At 71.1% G+C, this 17,003-nt stretch carries 12 protein-coding genes; 6 read left to right on the top strand and 6 right to left on the bottom strand.

Features of this window, described 5'->3' with window-relative positions; genetic code table 11:
• Positions 1-1,893, bottom strand: a complete 1,893-nt coding sequence (glmS, locus tag MANAM107_RS08475) for a glutamine--fructose-6-phosphate transaminase (isomerizing) (protein WP_179900425.1) — start codon at positions 1,891-1,893, stop codon at positions 1-3.
• Positions 1,894-1,998: 105 nt separating this feature from the next.
• Between glmS and coaA the strand changes: the two genes are divergently transcribed.
• A complete protein-coding gene (gene coaA, locus MANAM107_RS08470) occupies positions 1,999-2,967 on the top strand; it encodes a type I pantothenate kinase (protein WP_373314092.1) in 969 nt (322 codons plus the stop codon).
• 149 nt (positions 2,968-3,116) lie between these two features.
• Positions 3,117-4,682 (top strand): dihydrolipoyl dehydrogenase family protein, encoded by a 1,566-nt coding sequence (locus MANAM107_RS08465; RefSeq protein WP_223907322.1) that lies wholly within the window; start codon positions 3,117-3,119, stop codon positions 4,680-4,682.
• A 321-nt stretch (positions 4,683-5,003) separates the two neighbouring features.
• Here the strand turns inward: MANAM107_RS08465 and MANAM107_RS08460 are convergent, their stop codons facing one another.
• The 5 genes from MANAM107_RS08460 to truA all read right to left on the bottom strand — a co-directional run bounded on the left by MANAM107_RS08460 (position 5,004) and on the right by truA (position 9,890).
• Positions 5,004-5,630: a hypothetical protein gene (locus MANAM107_RS08460; RefSeq protein ID WP_223907319.1), complete on the bottom strand. Its 627-nt coding sequence runs from the start codon at positions 5,628-5,630 to the stop codon at positions 5,004-5,006.
• A 191-nt stretch (positions 5,631-5,821) separates the two neighbouring features.
• Positions 5,822-7,180: a phosphoglucosamine mutase gene (glmM, locus tag MANAM107_RS08455; RefSeq protein WP_223907317.1), complete on the bottom strand. Its 1,359-nt coding sequence runs from the start codon at positions 7,178-7,180 to the stop codon at positions 5,822-5,824.
• A gap of 303 nt (positions 7,181-7,483) precedes the next feature.
• Positions 7,484-7,978, bottom strand: coding sequence for a 30S ribosomal protein S9 (gene rpsI, locus MANAM107_RS08450; RefSeq protein WP_124932619.1), 495 nt, complete (start codon positions 7,976-7,978; stop codon positions 7,484-7,486).
• Between the two features lie 42 nt (positions 7,979-8,020).
• A complete protein-coding gene (gene rplM / locus MANAM107_RS08445; RefSeq protein ID WP_124932620.1) occupies positions 8,021-8,464 on the bottom strand; it encodes a 50S ribosomal protein L13 in 444 nt (147 codons plus the stop codon).
• Positions 8,465-8,810: 346 nt separating this feature from the next.
• Complete coding sequence (truA, locus tag MANAM107_RS08440) at positions 8,811-9,890, bottom strand: tRNA pseudouridine(38-40) synthase TruA (protein WP_223907314.1); 1,080 nt, start codon at positions 9,888-9,890, stop codon at positions 8,811-8,813.
• A 93-nt stretch (positions 9,891-9,983) separates the two neighbouring features.
• On the opposite strand from truA, the gene MANAM107_RS08435 reads away from it, so the two are divergent.
• The 4 genes from MANAM107_RS08435 (at position 9,984) to MANAM107_RS08420 (ending at position 16,823) form a co-directional block, all read left to right on the top strand.
• On the top strand, positions 9,984-10,742 hold the full coding sequence (locus tag MANAM107_RS08435; protein ID WP_179901887.1) for an ROK family protein: 759 nt from the start codon (positions 9,984-9,986) through the stop codon (positions 10,740-10,742).
• Between the two features lie 201 nt (positions 10,743-10,943).
• Positions 10,944-12,491: a Re/Si-specific NAD(P)(+) transhydrogenase subunit alpha gene (locus MANAM107_RS08430; protein ID WP_223907310.1), complete on the top strand. Its 1,548-nt coding sequence runs from the start codon at positions 10,944-10,946 to the stop codon at positions 12,489-12,491.
• Between the two features lie 4 nt (positions 12,492-12,495).
• Positions 12,496-13,992 (top strand): NAD(P)(+) transhydrogenase (Re/Si-specific) subunit beta, encoded by a 1,497-nt coding sequence (locus MANAM107_RS08425; protein WP_223907307.1) that lies wholly within the window; start codon positions 12,496-12,498, stop codon positions 13,990-13,992.
• A 248-nt stretch (positions 13,993-14,240) separates the two neighbouring features.
• Entirely contained in the window at positions 14,241-16,823 is a 2,583-nt protein-coding gene (locus MANAM107_RS08420; RefSeq protein ID WP_223907304.1) for a tetratricopeptide repeat protein, read from the top strand.
• The last annotated feature ends 180 nt before the right edge of the window (positions 16,824-17,003 follow it).

The following is a 17,003-nucleotide window of genomic DNA, read 5'->3' as shown; positions in this document are numbered from 1 at the left end:
CTACTCGACGGTGACGGACTTGGCCAGGTTGCGGGGCTGGTCGACGTCCAGGCCCTTGGCGGTGGCCAGGGCGGCCGCGAAGATCTGGAGGGGCACCACGGTCAGCAGCGGCATCATGAGGGTCGGGGTGGCCGGGACCCGGATGATGTGGTCGGCGAAGGGCTCCACCGCGGTGTCCCCCTCCTCGGCGATGACGATGGTGCGCGCCCCGCGGGCCCGGATCTCCTGGATGTTGGAGATGACCTTGCCGTGCAGCATGGGGCGGCGCGGGGTGGGGACGATGACGAAGACCGGCAGGCCCTCCTCCACCAGGGCGATCGGCCCGTGCTTGAGCTCGCCGGCGGCGAAGCCCTCGGCGTGGACGTAGGCCAGCTCCTTGAGCTTGAGCGCCCCCTCCAGGGCCACGGGGAAGCCCACGTGGCGCCCCAGGAACAGGAAGGAGCTCTGCGAGGCCAGCTCCTGGCCCAGGTCCTTGATGCTCTGCTCCTGCTCATCGAGGATCCGCTGGATGCTCTCGGGCATCCGGCCGAGCTTGTCGAGGTAGTCGATCACCTCGTCGGCCCACTTGGTGCCGCGCAGCTGGGCCAGGTAGAGGCCCAGCAGGTAGCAGGCGGTGATCTGGGCCAGGAAGGCCTTGGTGGAGGCCACCGCCACCTCGGGGCCGGCGTGGGTGTAGAGCACGGCGTCGGACTCGCGGGCGATGGTCGAGCCGTAGGTGTTGACGATGGCCAGGACCTTGGAGCCCTGCTCGCGGGCGTGGCGGATGGCCTGGATGGTGTCCATGGTCTCCCCCGACTGGGAGATCGCCACGGTCAGGGTCTTCTCGGAGACCACGGGGTCGCGGTAGCGGAACTCGTGGGCCAGCTCGACCTCCACGGGCACCCGGCACCAGTGCTCGATGGCGTACTTGGCCACGTGGCCCGCGTAGGAGGCCGTCCCACAGGCCACGACGATGATCTTGTCCACGCTGCGCAGCACGGCCGGGTCCACGCGCATCTCGTCGAGCTGGAGCTCGCCGCGCTCGTCGAAGCGCCCGCGCAGGGTGTCGGCCACCGCCGTGGGCTGGTCGTGGATCTCCTTGTCCATGAAGGTGTCGTAGCCGCCCTTGACCGCGGCCGAGGCGTCCCAGGAGACCTCCCAGGTGGCCGGCTCCACGGCCCTGCCCTCGCTGTCCCACACGCGGACCTCGTCGTTGGTGAGCAGGAGCACCTGGTCATCGCCGACCTCGGCGGCCCGCTTGGTGAAGGCCACGAAGGCGGCAACGTCGGAGCCCAGGAAGTTCTCGCCCTCGCCCAGGCCGATGACCAGGGGGCTGGAGCGGCGGGCGGCCACGATGGCACCGGGGGCGTCCTGGCTGACGGCCAGCAGGGCGAAGGTGCCCTCCAGGCGGGCCGAGACCGCGCGCATGGAGGCCACCAGGATGGAGGCGGCGTCGGCGCCCTCCCCCGCCAGGGCCAGGCGCTCGGAGTAGTCCATGTCCAGGACGTGGGCGACCACCTCGGTGTCGGTGTCGGACAGGAGCTCGCGGCCGGCGGCCTCGACCTCCTCGCGCAGGGGGCGGAAGTTCTCGATGATGCCGTTGTGGACCACCGCCAGGCGCCCGGCGCAGTGGGGGTGGGCGTTGGCCGTCGTCGGGCCGCCGTGGGTGGCCCAGCGGGTGTGGCCGATCCCGGCGGTGGCCAGGCAGGGGGGCGTCTCCTTCAGGGCGGTGCGCAGGCCCTCGAGCTTGCCGGCGGCCTTGACCGTGTCTATCTCCTCATCGCCCACCAGGGCGACCCCGGCCGAGTCGTAGCCCCGGTACTCCAGACGGCTGAGGCCGTCGAGCAGCACTGTCAGGGAGCGGTCGGATCCTGATTCGGTCAGGGGGCCAACATGGCCGACAATTCCACACATGTCATGATCGAATCACGCCCGCGCCGCTCATGCCAATGCGCCACAGGGATGAGACGGTGTGATCCGTGACGGCCCGCGGCCCGAGGGGCCCGGGCGGGCCGCAGGATTTGCCACACTGTCCCGGTGATCTCACCGCAGGGCGCCTCGCCCTATATCGAGCTGGACCGCCACCAGTGGGCGGCCCTGGCCTCCTCCACCCCCCTTCCGCTGACTCAGGCCGATGTCGAGAAGCTCCGGGGGCTGGGCGACCCCACGGACCTGGCGGAGGTCGACGCCGTCTACCGCCCGCTGACCGCGCTGCTGGAGGACTACATCGCCGCCACCCGCGAGCGGGCGCGGCGCACCTCCGGCTTCCTGGGGGTGGACGAGGCCCCCACGCCCTTCATCGTGGCGGTGGCCGGATCCGTGGCTGTGGGCAAGTCCACGACCGCTCGCCTCATCGCCCACCTGCTGCGGCGCTTCACGGCAACACCGCGTGTGGACCTAGTCACCACCGATGGCTTCCTGCTGCCCAATGCCGTGCTGGAGGAGCGCGGGCTGCTGGCGCGCAAGGGCTTCCCGGAGTCCTACGACCGGCGGGCCCTGCTGGACTTCGTGGCGGCGGTGAAATCGGGGGCGCCCAGCGTCAGCGCGCCGGTGTACTCCCACACCCGCTACGACATCCTGCCCGGGGAGCAGGTGACGGTGCGCCACCCCGACGTCCTGGTCCTGGAGGGCCTCAACGTCCTGCAGCCCGCGCCGCGCGGCAACCGCCCGGGGGCCTCGACCCTGGCGGTCAGCGACTTCATCGACTTCTCCATCTACGTCGATGCCGATCCGGCCGATATCCGCCGCTGGTACCTGGACCGCTTCCTGACCCTCAAGCGCACCGCCTTCACCGACCCGAGGTCCTACTTCCGCCGCTATGCGGCCCTGCCCGACGACATCGCCACGGTGGCCGCCTCCCAGGTGTGGGAGTCGGTCAACCTGGTCAACCTGCGGGAGAACATCGCCCCCACGCGCGGGCGGGCGACCCTGGTGCTGCGCAAGGACGCCGAGCACCGGATGAGCCGGGTGCTGCTGCGCAAGTCCTGAGGCGCCGTGCGGCGGGGGCGCAGCGGCGATCGGGACCGCCGGGACCACTGGGCACGACGGGGGATGACGAGGGCCGTCAGGGCCCGACGGCGGCCGTCTCCGCCCCCAGGAGGACGAGGGCCCGACCTGCGATGTGTGAGGATCGGGGCATGAGTTCATCGAGGAGCAACACGAGCACGCAGGCCGATCCCGCCACCAGGGCCGCGATCCCGCAGACCACCCAGGCGGTGGAGGAGGCCCGCCAGGCGATCGCGGCCGAGGCCGCCGTCGCCGTCGGGGAGCCCGGGGCGGCGCAGCCCGCGCAGAGCCCGCAGGTCTACGACGTCGTCGTCATCGGGGGCGGGCCGGCCGGGGAGAACGCCGCCCAGTACGCCATCCAGGGCACGGACATGACCGCGGCCGTCGTCGAGGGCGAGCTCCTGGGCGGTGAGTGCTCCTACTTCGCCTGCATGCCCTCCAAGGCGCTGCTGCGCCCTCTGGAGGTGGCCGCGGCCTCCCGGAGCCTGCCGGGCCTGCGGCCCGCGGAGCTGGATGTGCCCGCACTGCTGGCGCGCCGCGATGCGTGGTCCTCCCACTACGACGACGCCGGCCAGGTCCGCTGGGCCCAGGGGGCCGGCATCGCGGTGATGCGCGGCTGGGGGCGCCTGGATGGTGAGCGCCGCGTCGTCGTCGGTGGGCCCGAGGGCGAGCGGGTGCTCGAGGCCCGCCAGGCGGTGGTGCTGGCCACCGGCTCGCGCCCGGCACTGCCCGGCCCGCTGGGCCAGGTGGCCCCCTGGGACTCCCGCGATGTCACCGCGGTGCGCGAGGTGCCCGAGCGGCTCCTCATCGTGGGCGGCGGCGTGGTGGCCTGCGAGGCCGCGACGTGGATGTCGGCGCTGGGCAGCGAGGTGACCATGCTGGTGCGCAGGCGGCTGCTGTCCACCAGTGAGCCCTTCGCCTCCCAGATCGTGGCCGAGTCCCTGGCCGAGGCGGGCGTGCGGGTGGTCACCGGCGCCCAGGTGAGCGACTGCACGCGCCCGCAGGTGGAGGCCGAGCCGGTCCTGGGTCGCCTGCACGGCGGCCCGGTGAGCGTGACCTGCGGGCAGGAGGTCCATGAGGCCGATGAGATCCTGGTGGCCACGGGCCGCCGCCCCCTGCTGGAGGGCATCGGCCTGGAGTCGGTGGGTCTGTCCGCTGAGGATGTGGCCTCCGGCAGGCTGCCGCAGTGGCTCTATGTCGTGGGGGATGCCAGTACTGGGGCGCCGCTGACCCATATGGGCAAGTACCAGGCCCGGGTGGCGGGCGAGCGGATCGCGGCCCTGGCCGCCGGCCGGACCCCGCAGGAGGCGCCCGAGACGGTGCCGGTGCCGCGGGTGGTCTTCACCGACCCGCAGGTGGCGACCACCGGGCTGACCGAGGCTCAGGCCCGGGATGCCGGCCTGGAGGTGGTCACCGCCGAGCTGGGCTACACCTCCGCCGCCGGTGCGGCGCTGCTGCGCGACGACGCCCACGGGCAGGCCAAGCTGGTGGTGGACCGCGCAACGCGAGCCGTGGTGGGCGCGACCTTCGTGGGCCCGGAGGCCGGCGAGCTCATCCACGCCGCGACCATCGCGATCGTCGGCCAGGTCCCGGTGGAGCGACTGCGCCACGCGGTGCCCGCCTTCCCCACGGCCAGTGAGATCTGGCTGCGCCTCATCGAGTCCCTGCCCACCGAGGTGCTCCGCCCCGCGCAGTGAGCCGGCCGGCCGCGTACACGGCGAGGGCGGCCGCCGGGGCGCAGGCGCGGCGCACGCGGTGCGCGCAAGGCCCGCGTCACGGTGCACGGATTGGGCGTCACGTGGCGGATTCGACGTCGCTTCGCGGAATGGACGCACCCTCTCGGTGTCGCCTTTTCCGCGAAGCGACGCACTTTCCGCGAAGCGACGCTCTTCTGCGCTCCCGGCGCCTACCTGAATCACATCGGCCATCCGGGCCCCAGCCTGAGCGCACCGGGGCCGGACCGCCGGATCCCTCGTGCGGCCGGGCCGCCCACCCAGCCCCCTGAGGACGTGCAGCGCTCAGCCTATGGGCGGGCGGGAGTTGCGCGGCCAGGTGGGTGACGCAGGCGGATGACTGGCCCGGACGTAGGGCACAGGAGACTTTCGCAGGTTGCTGCGCACCGCCGCACAGGCGATCGCCAGCGCCAGCAGGGGCAGTGCGGGGCCGATGAGGAGGGTCTCGGGCCGACCCATGTCCCTAGCGAAGCCCTCGGGCCCGGAGAACATCTGCACCAGGCACATCATCAGCCCCAGGAGCGCGATCCAGAGCCCCGGCACGCCCAGCCGCCGGGGCAATCTGGCCTCCAGAGAGAACTCACTGCCAGCAAGGAGGAGCATCGCCAGGCCCAGCAGCGCCACCCACCCGGGAAGACCCTCGAGCGAGAGGCCGCTCAGCGTCTCCTGCTCCGTCTCCGCGCGTTCACAGGTTCCTTGGCAGGCGAACAGGAAGGTGTGCAGGTTCCGAGAGGAGACCTGAACACTCTTGCTCCCCTCTTCCATTCCCGTCGCCCACGGCGTGAGGAAGGCGCCGGTCATACCCACCACGCAGCCCCACCCCGTCAGGCTGAATAGCGCCTCCTGCTGGTACTTCACCTTGACACTAAGAGCCTCCACCCGACGATGGAGCCGATCATTCTGGTCAAACACGCAGTGATGATATCAATCTGTGACCTGCGTCATTGCGTCTTCATTCCGCGGGCCGCGGAACAACGGCGCAGGACTTCGCCGCGCGGTCCGCGAACCAGGGGGACAGGGCGTGGAGCCGGCCGCGACGCCCGCCACCACCCGGGTGGCTGCGCCAACGGCCGGCCCCGACTGCCGAAGGCAGTCCCCTCAGCTCACAGGCTCAGGTTGTCCTTGACCACGGTGGCCAGGGAGCCCGCGACCCGGTCGGCCTCGTCCTGGGTGGCGGCCTCGACCATGACGCGCACCACCGGCTCGGTGCCCGAGGGGCGCAGCAGAACCCGCCCGGTCTCCCCCATCTCCTTCTCGGCGGCCGCCACCGCGTCCTGCACGGCCTTGTTCGTGCCCGCAGCGGCCTTGTCCACGCCCTTGACGTTGATGAGGGTCTGGGGCAGGCGGGTGACCACGGAGGCCAGCTCGGCCAGGGTCTTGCCGGTGCGCTTGACGCGGGCGGCGATGTGCAGGGAGGTGAGCACGCCGTCGCCGGTGGTGGCGTGGACGGTGTCGATGACGTGGCCGGACTGCTCCCCGCCCAGGGTGTAGCCGCCCTGGAGCATGCGCTCGAGCACGTAGCGGTCCCCCACTCCGGTCTGGACGGTGCGGATGCCGTGCTCGCGCATGGCCAGGATGAGGCCCAGGTTGCTCATGACCGTGACCACCAGGGTGTCCGAGCCCAGGGTGCCGTCGGCCTTCATGCCGATGGCGAGCATGCCCATGATCTGGTCGCCGTCGACGAGCCGGCCCTCGGCGTCCACGGCCAGGCAGCGGTCGGCATCGCCGTCGTAGGCCACCCCCATGTCCGCGCCCACGGCGGTGACATAGCTCTGGAGCTGCTCGGGGTGGGTGGACCCGCAGTTGTCATTGATGTTGAGGCCGTCCGGGGAGGCGTTGATGACGATGACCTCGGCCCCCGCGGCGCGCAGGGCGGCCGGGCCCACGGTGGAGGCGGCGCCATTGGAGGCGTCGACCACGATGCGCAGGCCCGACAGGTCGGTGGCCACGGAGTCCACGAGGTGGTTGATGTAGTTCTGGTCGGCGATGGTCTCGCCCTTGATGACCCGGCCGACATCGGCTCCCGTGGGACGAGCCTCAACCTTGCCCAGGAGGGCCTCGATCTCGTCCTCCACGGCGTCGGCCAGCTTGTAGCCGCCGCGGGCGATGAACTTGATGCCGTTGTCCGGGAAGGGGTTGTGGGAGGCCGAGATCATGACGCCCAGGTCGATGTCCTGCGTGGCGGTGAGGTGGGCGATGGCCGGGGTGGGCAGGACGCCCACGCGGGTGACATCCACGCCCGAGGAGGCCAGGCCGGCGCTGATAGCGTGGTCGAGGAACTCCCCGGAGGCCCGGGTGTCGCGGCCCACGATGGCGCGGGGGCGGCCGCTGCGCGACGCCGGGGCCGAGGCGTCCTTGGTCAGGACGCGGGCGGCGGCCTCGCCGAGCTGGACGGCGAGAGTCGGGGTGAGCAGGTCGTTGGCCAGGCCGCGGACACCGTCGGTGCCGAAGAGACGAGCCATAGGGGATCCTCCTGTCGAGAGCGGAAAGCACCTCACATCCTGCCATGCCCGCTGGTCGCGCGCTGGATGCCCGCCCGCCACCTGCGGCCGGCGCGCCGGCGCCGCTGCACATCTTCAGCCGCCACCGGCAGGATTCCAGCGGGGAGAACCGCGGAATCATGCGGATCAACCAGGCGGTCGGTTCTTGAAGATGTGCAGCCCCGGCTGTGGCCCGGTGGGATCCCGGCCGCACGACGACGCCCCGCCGGCCACCCGGTGCGGGACCGGGACGGGGCGGCGGGGCGTCGAGAAGCGGTGAGGGGCTCAGCGCTTGGAGTACTGGGGGGCGCGGCGGGCCTTGTGCAGACCGGCCTTCTTGCGCTCCACGATGCGCGAGTCGCGGGTGAGGAAGCCGGCCTTCTTCAGGGTGGCGCGGTTGGCCTCACGGTCGATCTCGTTGAGGGCCCGGGCGATGCCCAGGCGCAGCGCACCGGCCTGGCCGGAGACGCCACCGCCGTGGATGCGGGCGATGACGTCGAAGCGGCCCTCCAGGTCCAGGATGGTGAAGGGGGCGCGCACGAGCTGCTGGTGCAGCTTGTTGGGGAAGTAGTCCTCCAGGGTGCGGCCGTTGAGGGTCCACTGGCCCGTGCCAGGCACGAGGCGGACGCGGGCGACGGCCTCCTTGCGGCGGCCCAGGCCGGCCCCGGGGGCAGTGATGGACTGGCCGCGGCCCTCGCCGGAGCCATCGGTCTCGGTGGTGTAGCTGGAGGGGTAGCTCTCCTCATCCAGCGCGTCAATGTCGACAGTGGTCTCAGCCACGATATGTCCTTTGCTTGTCGCGAGGTGCCGAGCGCGGTGCGCTTACTGGGCGACCTGGGTGATCTCGAAGGTCTGCGGGTTCTGCGAGGCGTGCGGGTGCTCGGCCCCGGTGTAGACCCGGAGCTTCTTGAGCTGGGCACGGCCGAGCTTGGTGTGGGGCACCATGCCCTTGACCGCCTTCTCCACGGCGCGCTCGGGGCGGGTGGCCAGCAGCTCGCGGTAGGAGATGGACCGCAGGCCACCGGGGTAGCCGGAGTGGCGGTAGGCCATCTTCTTGTCGGCCTTGCCGTTGGTCAGGGCGACCTTGTCGGCGTTGATGATGATGACGTAGTCGCCGCAGTCCTCGTTGGGGGCGAACTGGGGCTTGTGCTTCCCACGGAGCAGGGTCGCGGCCTGGGCCGCGAGACGGCCGAGGACGACGTCGGTGGCGTCGATGACGTACCAGTTCTTCTCGACGTCGCCGGGCTTCGGTGTATACGTGCGCACGGGCGTTGCCTTCGTTTCTCTTGGCGAGTGGACACGCCGAATCGCGTGAAGCTGCGCGGATCGGCGAGACCACCATGGTCAGGTGAGCGGTCGGAGCACAGGCGAACCGGGGCGAGTGGGACGGCACCGCGGACGCTTTCACGTGCTGCACGACAGTGGCACCCTACCGGCAGGCGCCAAGAGGGGTCAAAGGATCGGCCCCATCAGGCGCCGTGAGTCCCACCACGCCGCCGGGGCGCCCCCGTCCCGAAGGGCGGGCGTGTCGGCGCGGCCGTGTCGCGGCCGCAGCGGTGCTCCGTCGTCGTCTTCCGACGGCTCTGCCCACGACCCCGGCGACGGCGGCGCCTCAGCACTCCAGGCGCCGCACCACCCGGGCCCGCTGCGCCTGGGCCGCCAGCTCCTCGGGCTGCGGGTAGGTCACTGCCTCCAGGGTCAGACCGTGCGGCGGGGCCACCGGGGCGGAGGCCTGCCGCGAGCGCGCCGCCAGCAGCTCGGCCGGCCAGGACGGCGGACGGCGCCCCTGCCCCACGGCCAGGCCCGCCCCCACCAGCGAGCGCACCATGGAGTGGCAGAAGGCGTCGGCGGCCACCTCCAGGGTGACCAGCCCGCCGTCGGGCCCACCCTCGAGCGCCCGCCGCCAGCGCAGCGCGGTCAGGGTGCGGATGGTGGTGGCCCCCTGGCGGGGCTTGCAGTAGGACAGGAAGTCGTGCTCCCCCAGCAGGGGGGCGCAGGCGGCGTCCATGGCCTCGACGTCCAGACTCTCGGGCAGCCACAGGACGTGGCCGCGGCGGCGCGGGTCGCGGGGGGAGGCGGCGTCGGCGACGCGGTAGATGTAGCGCCGCTGGAGGGCCGAGAAGCGGGCGTCGAAGTCGGGGCTGACCCGGCGGGCCCGGTGGACAACGACGTCGCTGGCGCCACGAGGCAGGCTGAGCCCGACCGAGCGGGACCACTGCTGGGACTCGCGGGCCAGGACCCCGGCCAGGCGGGTGACGAGCGCCTCGCCGGGCGGGCGCTGGGAGCGGCCCGGCAGGAGCCGCCAGGCCTCGGCGGTCACGTCGAGGTGGGCGACCTGGGCGGCGGCATGCACGCCGGCGTCGGTGCGCCCGGCGACGGTCAGCCGCACCGGGGTGCGCAGCACGGTGGTCAGGGCATTGGTGAGCACGCCCTCGACCGTGCGCAGCCCGGGCTGGGCGGCCCAGCCGTTGAAGCCCCCGCCGTCGTAGGCCAGATCGAGGCGGATGCGGACCGCCCCACCGCCCGCGACACTGCCCGCGCCGTCGTCCTCGGGCCCCCCGGCGACGCCGCCCGCCTCGCCTGCACCGGCCTCCTCATCGACCCGCCCCGCCCCGACGGCGCGGCCTGCCCGGTCTGCCGGGTCTGCCCGGCCTGCATCGTCTGCTCGGCCCGCCCGATCTGCCTCTGCCATGCGCCTATCTCACCATGCCTGCCACCATGTCCCTCCGATCCCACCGTGCCTCACCGCGCCACGCCGGGCCCCGGAGGCGGTAGCGTCAGCCCCGTGACCTCTCCAACAACACTCTCGGTGGACTGCGGGGGCGGCGGCATCAAGGCCTCCGTCCTGGACTCCGAGGGCGCGATCATCTCGCGGGCGGTGCGCACCCCCACGCCCTACCCCCTGCCGCCCACCACCCTGGTCGAGACCATCGCCTCCCTGGCCGAGCAGCTGCCCGCCGCCGACCGCATCACCGTGGGCATGCCGGGGATGCTGCGCCACGGGGTGGTCGTGGCCACCCCGCACTACATCACCCGCGATGGCCCGCGCTCCAAGGTGCTGCCCGAGCTGGTGGAGGCCTGGGCCCGCTTCGACATGGGACGGGCCGTCAGCCAGGCCCTGGGCGCCCCCGCCCTGGTCCTCAACGACGCCGAGGTCGCGGGCGCCGGGGTGGTCACCGGGCACGGGCTGGAGATGATCGTCACCCTGGGCACGGGGCTGGGCAACGCCGTGTTCGACAACGGCGTGCTGGCCCCCCATGTGGAGGTCTCGCAGGGCCCGGTGCGCTGGGGGCTGACCTACGACGACTACATCGGGGAGCATGAGCGGCTGCGGCTCGGTGACGCCCACTGGTCCCGGCGGGTGCGCCGCGTCGTCGACGCCCTGCGACCCATGTACCTGTGGGACCGCCTCTACCTGGGCGGGGGCAACTCGCGGCGCATCACCGCCAACCAGCTGTCCAAGATCGGCGAGGACGTCGTGGTGGTCCCCAATGAGGCCGGCATGACCGGGGGCGCTCGCTGCTGGGCCATGGCCCGCCCCTGAGCCCGCCCCTGCCCCGGACCGCCGTCCGGTCCCGCCGTCTCGGGGCGCCGCCGCGTCGTCCTGCCTCGACTCATCGCTGTCACATGCGGTCGATAGGGTCTGGCTGTTCCGGCTATTGACGTCTTGTCGACCCTACCCCCTGCCCGTACAGTTTCCCCACCAGCCGACGGGATACGTTCCCATCAACCCCGAGGAGGCGCCGTGCGCATTGGAGTCCCCTGCGAGCGACCGGACAGGCCCCTGGTCTCCGCCACCCCGCAGACCGCCGAGAGGCTCTCGCGCCTGGGCCATGAGGTCCTGGTCGAGCGCGGTGCGGGCCTGAGAGCCAGCGCCCCCGATGAGGCCTATGAGGAGGCCGGCGCCCGCCTGGCCGAGCGGGCCGAGGTCTGGGGCTGCGACATCGTGCTGAGCACCGGCACTCCCAGCGCCGAGGAGCTGGACCTCATGAGCCGGGGCGCCATGGTCGTCGGCCGGTTGGATCCCGCCCGCCATCCCGAGCTGCTGGAGTCCCTGCGCGAGCGGGGCCTGACGGGCGTGGCGCTCGACGCCGTCCCGCGGATCTCGCGCGCCCAGGCCATGGACGTGCTCTCCTCCCAGGCCAACCTGGCCGGGTACCGGGCCGTCATCGAGGCCGCGGCGCACTTCGGGCGTCTGTTCAGCGGCCAGGTCACCGCCGCCGGCAAGTTCCCCCCGGCGCAGGCCTACGTCATCGGCGCCGGGGTCGCCGGGCTCTCAGCCATCGGCACCGCCCACTCCCTGGGCGCCATCGTGCGCGGCAGCGACGTGCGCCCCGAGGTGGCCGACCAGGTGCGCTCCATGGGGGCCCAGTTCGTGCCGCTGCCCGGCGCCCAGGAGGTCTCCACCGACGGCTACGCCAAGGAGCTGGGCAGCGATCAGGAGGCGGCGGCCCGCGCCCTGTACGCCCAGCAGGCGGCCCAGGCCGACATCGTCATCACCACCGCCTCCATCCCCGGCCGCCAGGCGCCCCTGCTGCTGGAGCGCGCCGCCATCGAGGCGATGCGCCCGGGCTCGGTGATCGTGGACATGGCGGCCGCCAATGGCGGCAACACCGAGCTGACCGTGCCCGGCGAGGTGGTGCGCACCCCCGGCGGGGTGACCATCGTGGGGCTCCTGGACCTGGCGGGGCGCCTGCCCGCCCAGGCCTCCCAGCTCTACGGGCAGAACATCGTCAACCTGCTGGCGCTGATGACGCCCGGGAAGGACGGCGTCCTCGCCCTGGACCTGGATGACGAGATCCTGCGCTCGGTGACGGTGGTCCACGACGGCTCGGTGCTGTGGCCCCCGCCGCCCATCAGCGTCTCGGCCGCGCCGTCGGCGCCCACGGGCCCCTCCCCCGAGGAGCTGCAGCAGGCCCGGGAGCAGGAGGCCGCCCAGCAGGCCCTCAGCCGACGGCGCCGCACCGCGGGCCTGGCCCTGGTGGCTGCCCTGGCGGCAGTCCTGGTGCTGGTGACGCCGGCGGCGGCCGCCAGCCACTACGTGGTCCTAACCCTGGCGGTCATCCTGGGCTTCCACGTCATCTCCAATGTCACCCCCGCCCTGCACACCCCGCTGATGTCGGTGACCAATGCGATCTCCGGGATCATCCTGGTGGGCGCGATCTCCCAGGTGGGCAGCGCCAACCCGCTCATCAGCGCCGTCAGCTTCGTGGCCATCGTGCTGGCCACGGTCAATGTCTTCGGCGGCTTCGCGGTCACCCACCGCATGCTCACCATGTTCAGGAAGGACTGAGACGATGCCTGCCACGCTCACCGCACTCGCAGGGCCCGCCTGGGCGCAGGCCGTGCCCGCCACGTCCCTGCCCGCTGCCGCCCTGCCCGCTCTGCCCTCGCCGGTGGCCCTGGCCTATATCGCGGCGGCGATCCTGTTCATCCTGGCCGCCGCGGGGCTCTCGCGCCATGAGACCTCCGCGGCGGGGAACATCGCCGGGGCGGTCGGCATGGGGGTGGCGGTCGCGGCGGCCATCGGCATGGCCCTGACCTCCGATCCCGGTCAGGGGGTGGTGGTCACCGCTGTGCTCATCGCCCTGGCGCTGGGCCTGGGGGCCGTGATCGGCATGACTTTGGCCAGGCGCGTGGCCATGACGGGCATGCCCCAGCTCATCGCCGTGCTCAACGGCCTCGTGGGCCTGGCCGCCGTCATCGTGGGGCTGAACTCCTACGCCTCCCCCGAGCCGGCCGCTGAGGCCCTGGGGGTCTTCCACCTGGGCGAGGTCTACCTGGGGGTGCTCGTGGGGGCGGTGACCTTCACCGGCTCGATCCTGGCGGCCCTCAAGCTCGCCGGGCGGGTACCGGGCCGGCCCATCACCCTGCCGGGACGCAACCTGCTCAACCTGGTGGCGCTCCTGGTCTGCCTGGCGCTGCTGGTGGCCTTCCTGCTGCTGCCCGAGGGCTCCCCGGCCGCCTGGGCCTGCCTGGCGGCCATGACGATCATCGCGCTCCTGCTGGGGATCCACCTGGTGGTGGCGATCGGCGGTGGGGACATGCCTGTGGTGGTCTCGATCATGAACTCCTACTCGGGATGGGCCTCGGCCCTGACCGGGTTCACCATCAACAACGACCTGCTCATCATCACCGGGGCCCTGGTGGGCTCCTCGGGCGCCTACCTGTCCTACCTCATGTGCCAGGCGATGAACCGCTCCTTCGCCTCGGTGATCCTGGGCGGCTTCGGCACCGAGGGCTCCTCGGCGCCCGCCGGTGGTCAGGACGGCCCGATCGACGAGGTCGACGCCGCCTCCGTGGCCCACCTGCTGCAGAGCGCCCGGCGCGTGGTCATCACCCCCGGCTACGGCATGGCGGTGGCCCAGGCCCAGTACCCGGTGGCCACGCTCACCGAGATGCTGCAGGCCGAGGGCGTGGAGGTGACCTTCGGCATCCACCCGGTGGCCGGCCGCCTGCCCGGGCACATGAATGTGCTGCTGGCCGAGGCCAAGGTCCCCTACGACGTCGTCCTGGAGATGGATGAGGTCAATGACGACTTCGGGGAGGTGGACGTCGTGCTCATCATCGGGGCCAATGACACGGTCAACCCTGCAGCCGAGGAGCCGGACTCCCCGATCGCGGGCATGCCGGTGCTGCGCGTGTGGGAGGCCCGCCGCGTGGTGGTCTTCAAGCGCTCGATGGCCGCGGGCTACGCGGGGGTGCAGAACCCCCTGTTCTTCCGGGAGAACACCTCGATGCTCTTCGGGGACGCCAAGGAGACGGTCGAGGCCATCATCCGGGCCCTGGAGTAGGCGGGACGGGCCCGTCAGAGCCGCCGGAGCCGCCGGAGCTGGAATGCGAGTGAGGGGTGCAGATTGCGAGTGCGGGGTACTCGCTTTCTGTACCCCGCACTCGCTTTCTGCGTCCGGGCCTGAGGCCACGGTGCTGCGGCCCGCAGGAGGGGATCGGGAGTTCCCGGCTCGGATGAGCACCGTGAGAACTGCGTCGCCCCTGGCATAATGCGGAGTGCTCCCTGTCCCAACGTCGTGAGGCCTGGACCATGACGCTCCCCAATGTCACCAGTGCTGTTCTCGCATGGTTGAAGGGCATTCCCACCCCTTGGTGGGTGACCGCCGTCATCGCCTTCATCGTGGGCTTCTTCTTCGTCGTGAACTGGTGGTCCGGGACGAAACCGTGGGACGTCGTGCGCTGGTTATGGCGCTGGGGGCGCAGGGGCTGGAAAGCCGCGCAGCAGCGGAAACGCCAACAGCAGCTCCCGAAGGTCGGTCTACCCCCCGTTGTGAACATCCCCGAGGCGTCCGCACGGCTGACCCTCGACGCCGTCCAACATCATGCGCAGGGCGCCGCCGGCCTGAGCGTGACTCGCCTCCTGGGAGCGGCCTCCAGCCCCGTCCCCTTCCTGGACCGTGCCGGGATACTGGCGGACCTGGAGGCGTGGGCGGTGAGTGATGAGCCCTTCGCCCTGTGCGTCCTGGGCGGCGATGGCGGCTCCGGGAAGACCCGCCTGGGTGTGGAGCTGTGCCGCCGTCTCAGTGCCGCCGGAGCGAGGCGGTGGCGCAGGTCGAGGTCGCAGTGGAGAACAGGGTTCCTGCGCGGCATCGAGGGTCTGGAGCCAGGTGGGGCGCACAGCGGGTCGGATACACGCTCGCTGCTCCTGGTCGTGGACTACGCCGAGACCCGCTCCGACATTGTTGGCCGCGTCATCAATCTGGCTCTCACAGCCGCCAGGGACGCCTCCCGACGGCGGATCCGGGTGCTGTTCCTCGTGCGACGGCCCGCACCATTGCCCGCATCCCGGAAGGGGGCGGATCCATGGGTGGATTCCCTGCGCCCGCAGGGCTCCGAGGCCGAGGGAATCAACCGGCTGCTCGATGAAGCGATGAGCATGGTCCTCAACGAGCAGGAGCTCTCTGAGGAGGATCGCCAGAGGCTCTTCGACAGTGCCGTGGCAGTCTTCCATGAGGCCGGAGCAGTCCCGAGTCGGTCGGAGAATCTGTCGCGCACGTCCTACTCCCAGCCTCTGCCCGTCATCGCCACGGCCTTCCTCAGTGCGACGCGGAGCACCGGACTCCCCCCGGCCTCCGAGGAGGATGTCTTCGATGGGCTGCTGGCGCATGAGGAGCGCTACTGGGAGCTGCACTGGCCCGATGCTCGGGATTTCGATCGAGCCCTGGCCCGCCAGGTGGCCGCCCTGGCCACGCTCGCCGAGATCGAGGATGAGGATGACGCGGTGGCGCTCCTCGGGCTCCTACCAGCCGCGGAGAATCTGGATCACAACGAGTTGACGTCACTCGCCGGCTGGTTGAGGGAGTGCTACCCGCCACCGCTCCAGAGTCCGGGAGCAGAGGAGGCATGGTGCGGGCACCTGGAGCCTGACCGTCTGGGAGAGCGCCTCATCACCTCGGAGATTGGGAATCTGGAGACGGCACTTCCTTCTCTCCTGGCCCCCGCGCGCGTGGGCACCGGTGCCCTGCGGACCTGGACCGTGCTCGAACGCGCCGCGGACGACCCCCGGGTAAGGGAGCTCGTCGGCTCCGCGCTCAATGACGTCCTGGAGGAACTGACGCAGACCGTCGAGAATGCTGCGATGACATCACGGAGCACGGATCTGCCAAACTCCCTGGCGGCTCTGCTGCTCAAGACGTCAACGAGCCTCAGTACCGAGTCCGCGCATCAAGCAGTGAGCAAACTAAGTCAGGGAGGCTACCTGATCACTCCCTTGGGACTAATTCTCGCGCGACGTGCCAGCGATGTCGAGGTCCAGGAGAGCGATCCAGAGCATAAACGTTCCGATTACGCCGTTCGCCTCCTGACACTGAGTTGGTGGAAATACAAGGTCGGGGATCTCCAAGCAGCACTGGATAGCGCCCAGCGAGCCTCCGACATCAACCGCGATCTGGCACGCACCAACCCCGACACCCACACCCCGAACCTCGCTGATTCCCTGAAGACTCTCGCCAAGTTTTTAGGCGAATCCGGCCACCTCTCCCCGGCCATCACGACAGCTCAGGAAACAGTCGACCTATACCGCAAGCTAACCCAGGGAAACTCCGTCCTCCATCATCCCGACCTCGCCAATTCCCTGAACACTCTCGCCATCCTCCAAGCCCAGAACATTCAAAACCGGTTCGATCTAGACATCGCTCTCGATAACATGCAGCTGGCCGTTAGTCTCTACGAGGGCCTAGCACAGACCAATCCCACCACCTATACCCCTTACCTCGCCACAGCCCTGACGAATTTCGCCAGTCTCCTAGCGAGAACTGGGGAAAATCAGATCGCTCTGGATATTGCCCGGCAAGCCGTCGACGCCTACCGCGACCTGGCCCAGGACAACCCCGCCGCCCATACCCCGGACCTGGCCATGGCCCTGGACAACCTCGCCAACCACCTAGTCAGCAACGGGGAGCTACAGGCTGCTCTGGAGACCGTCCACGAAGCAGTAACCCTCCGCCGCGAGCTGGCCCAGGCTGAGCCACGGGCATTCGGGAAGCTATACCTCGCCTCCCTGAGCCTCTATGCCGACCTGCTCGAAGCCGCTGGGCACGCGGTGGAGGCCGCAGCCGTTCGTCAGGAGCGCGAGGCCTTCCGCGCCCGCCTGGAAGAACTCGAGGAGGACTGACCCTCCCCCGGACCCCACCAGCGCCGGAATGCGAGTGCGGGGTACAGAAAGCGAGTACCCCGCACTCGCATTCTGCATCCGGTACTCGCTTTGTGACACGGCCCCTCCTGGGAGAAGCCGAAGATGTGCCACGGGTCAAGAAGAAAGGGAGGGCCCCATCCACAGTGGATGGGGCCCTCC

This window comes from Actinomyces capricornis, assembly GCF_019974135.1.
Classification (GTDB): Bacteria; Actinomycetota; Actinomycetes; order Actinomycetales; family Actinomycetaceae; genus Actinomyces; species Actinomyces capricornis.
Note: the sequence above shows the minus strand (reverse complement) of the source record. Positions and strands in the feature narration are given on the sequence as shown.

Coding starts and splice junctions, on each gene's coding strand:
- glmS (WP_179900425.1), bottom strand. CDS start 1,893: ATGTGTGGAATTGTCGGCCATGTTGGCCCCCTGACCGAATCAGGATCC.
- MANAM107_RS08465 (WP_223907322.1), top strand. CDS start 3,117: ATGAGTTCATCGAGGAGCAACACGAGCACGCAGGCCGATCCCGCCACC.
- glmM (WP_223907317.1), bottom strand. CDS start 7,180: ATGGCTCGTCTCTTCGGCACCGACGGTGTCCGCGGCCTGGCCAACGAC.
- truA (WP_223907314.1), bottom strand. CDS start 9,890: ATGGCAGAGGCAGATCGGGCGGGCCGAGCAGACGATGCAGGCCGGGCA.
- MANAM107_RS08425 (WP_223907307.1), top strand. CDS start 12,496: ATGCCTGCCACGCTCACCGCACTCGCAGGGCCCGCCTGGGCGCAGGCC.
- MANAM107_RS08420 (WP_223907304.1), top strand. CDS start 14,241: ATGACGCTCCCCAATGTCACCAGTGCTGTTCTCGCATGGTTGAAGGGC.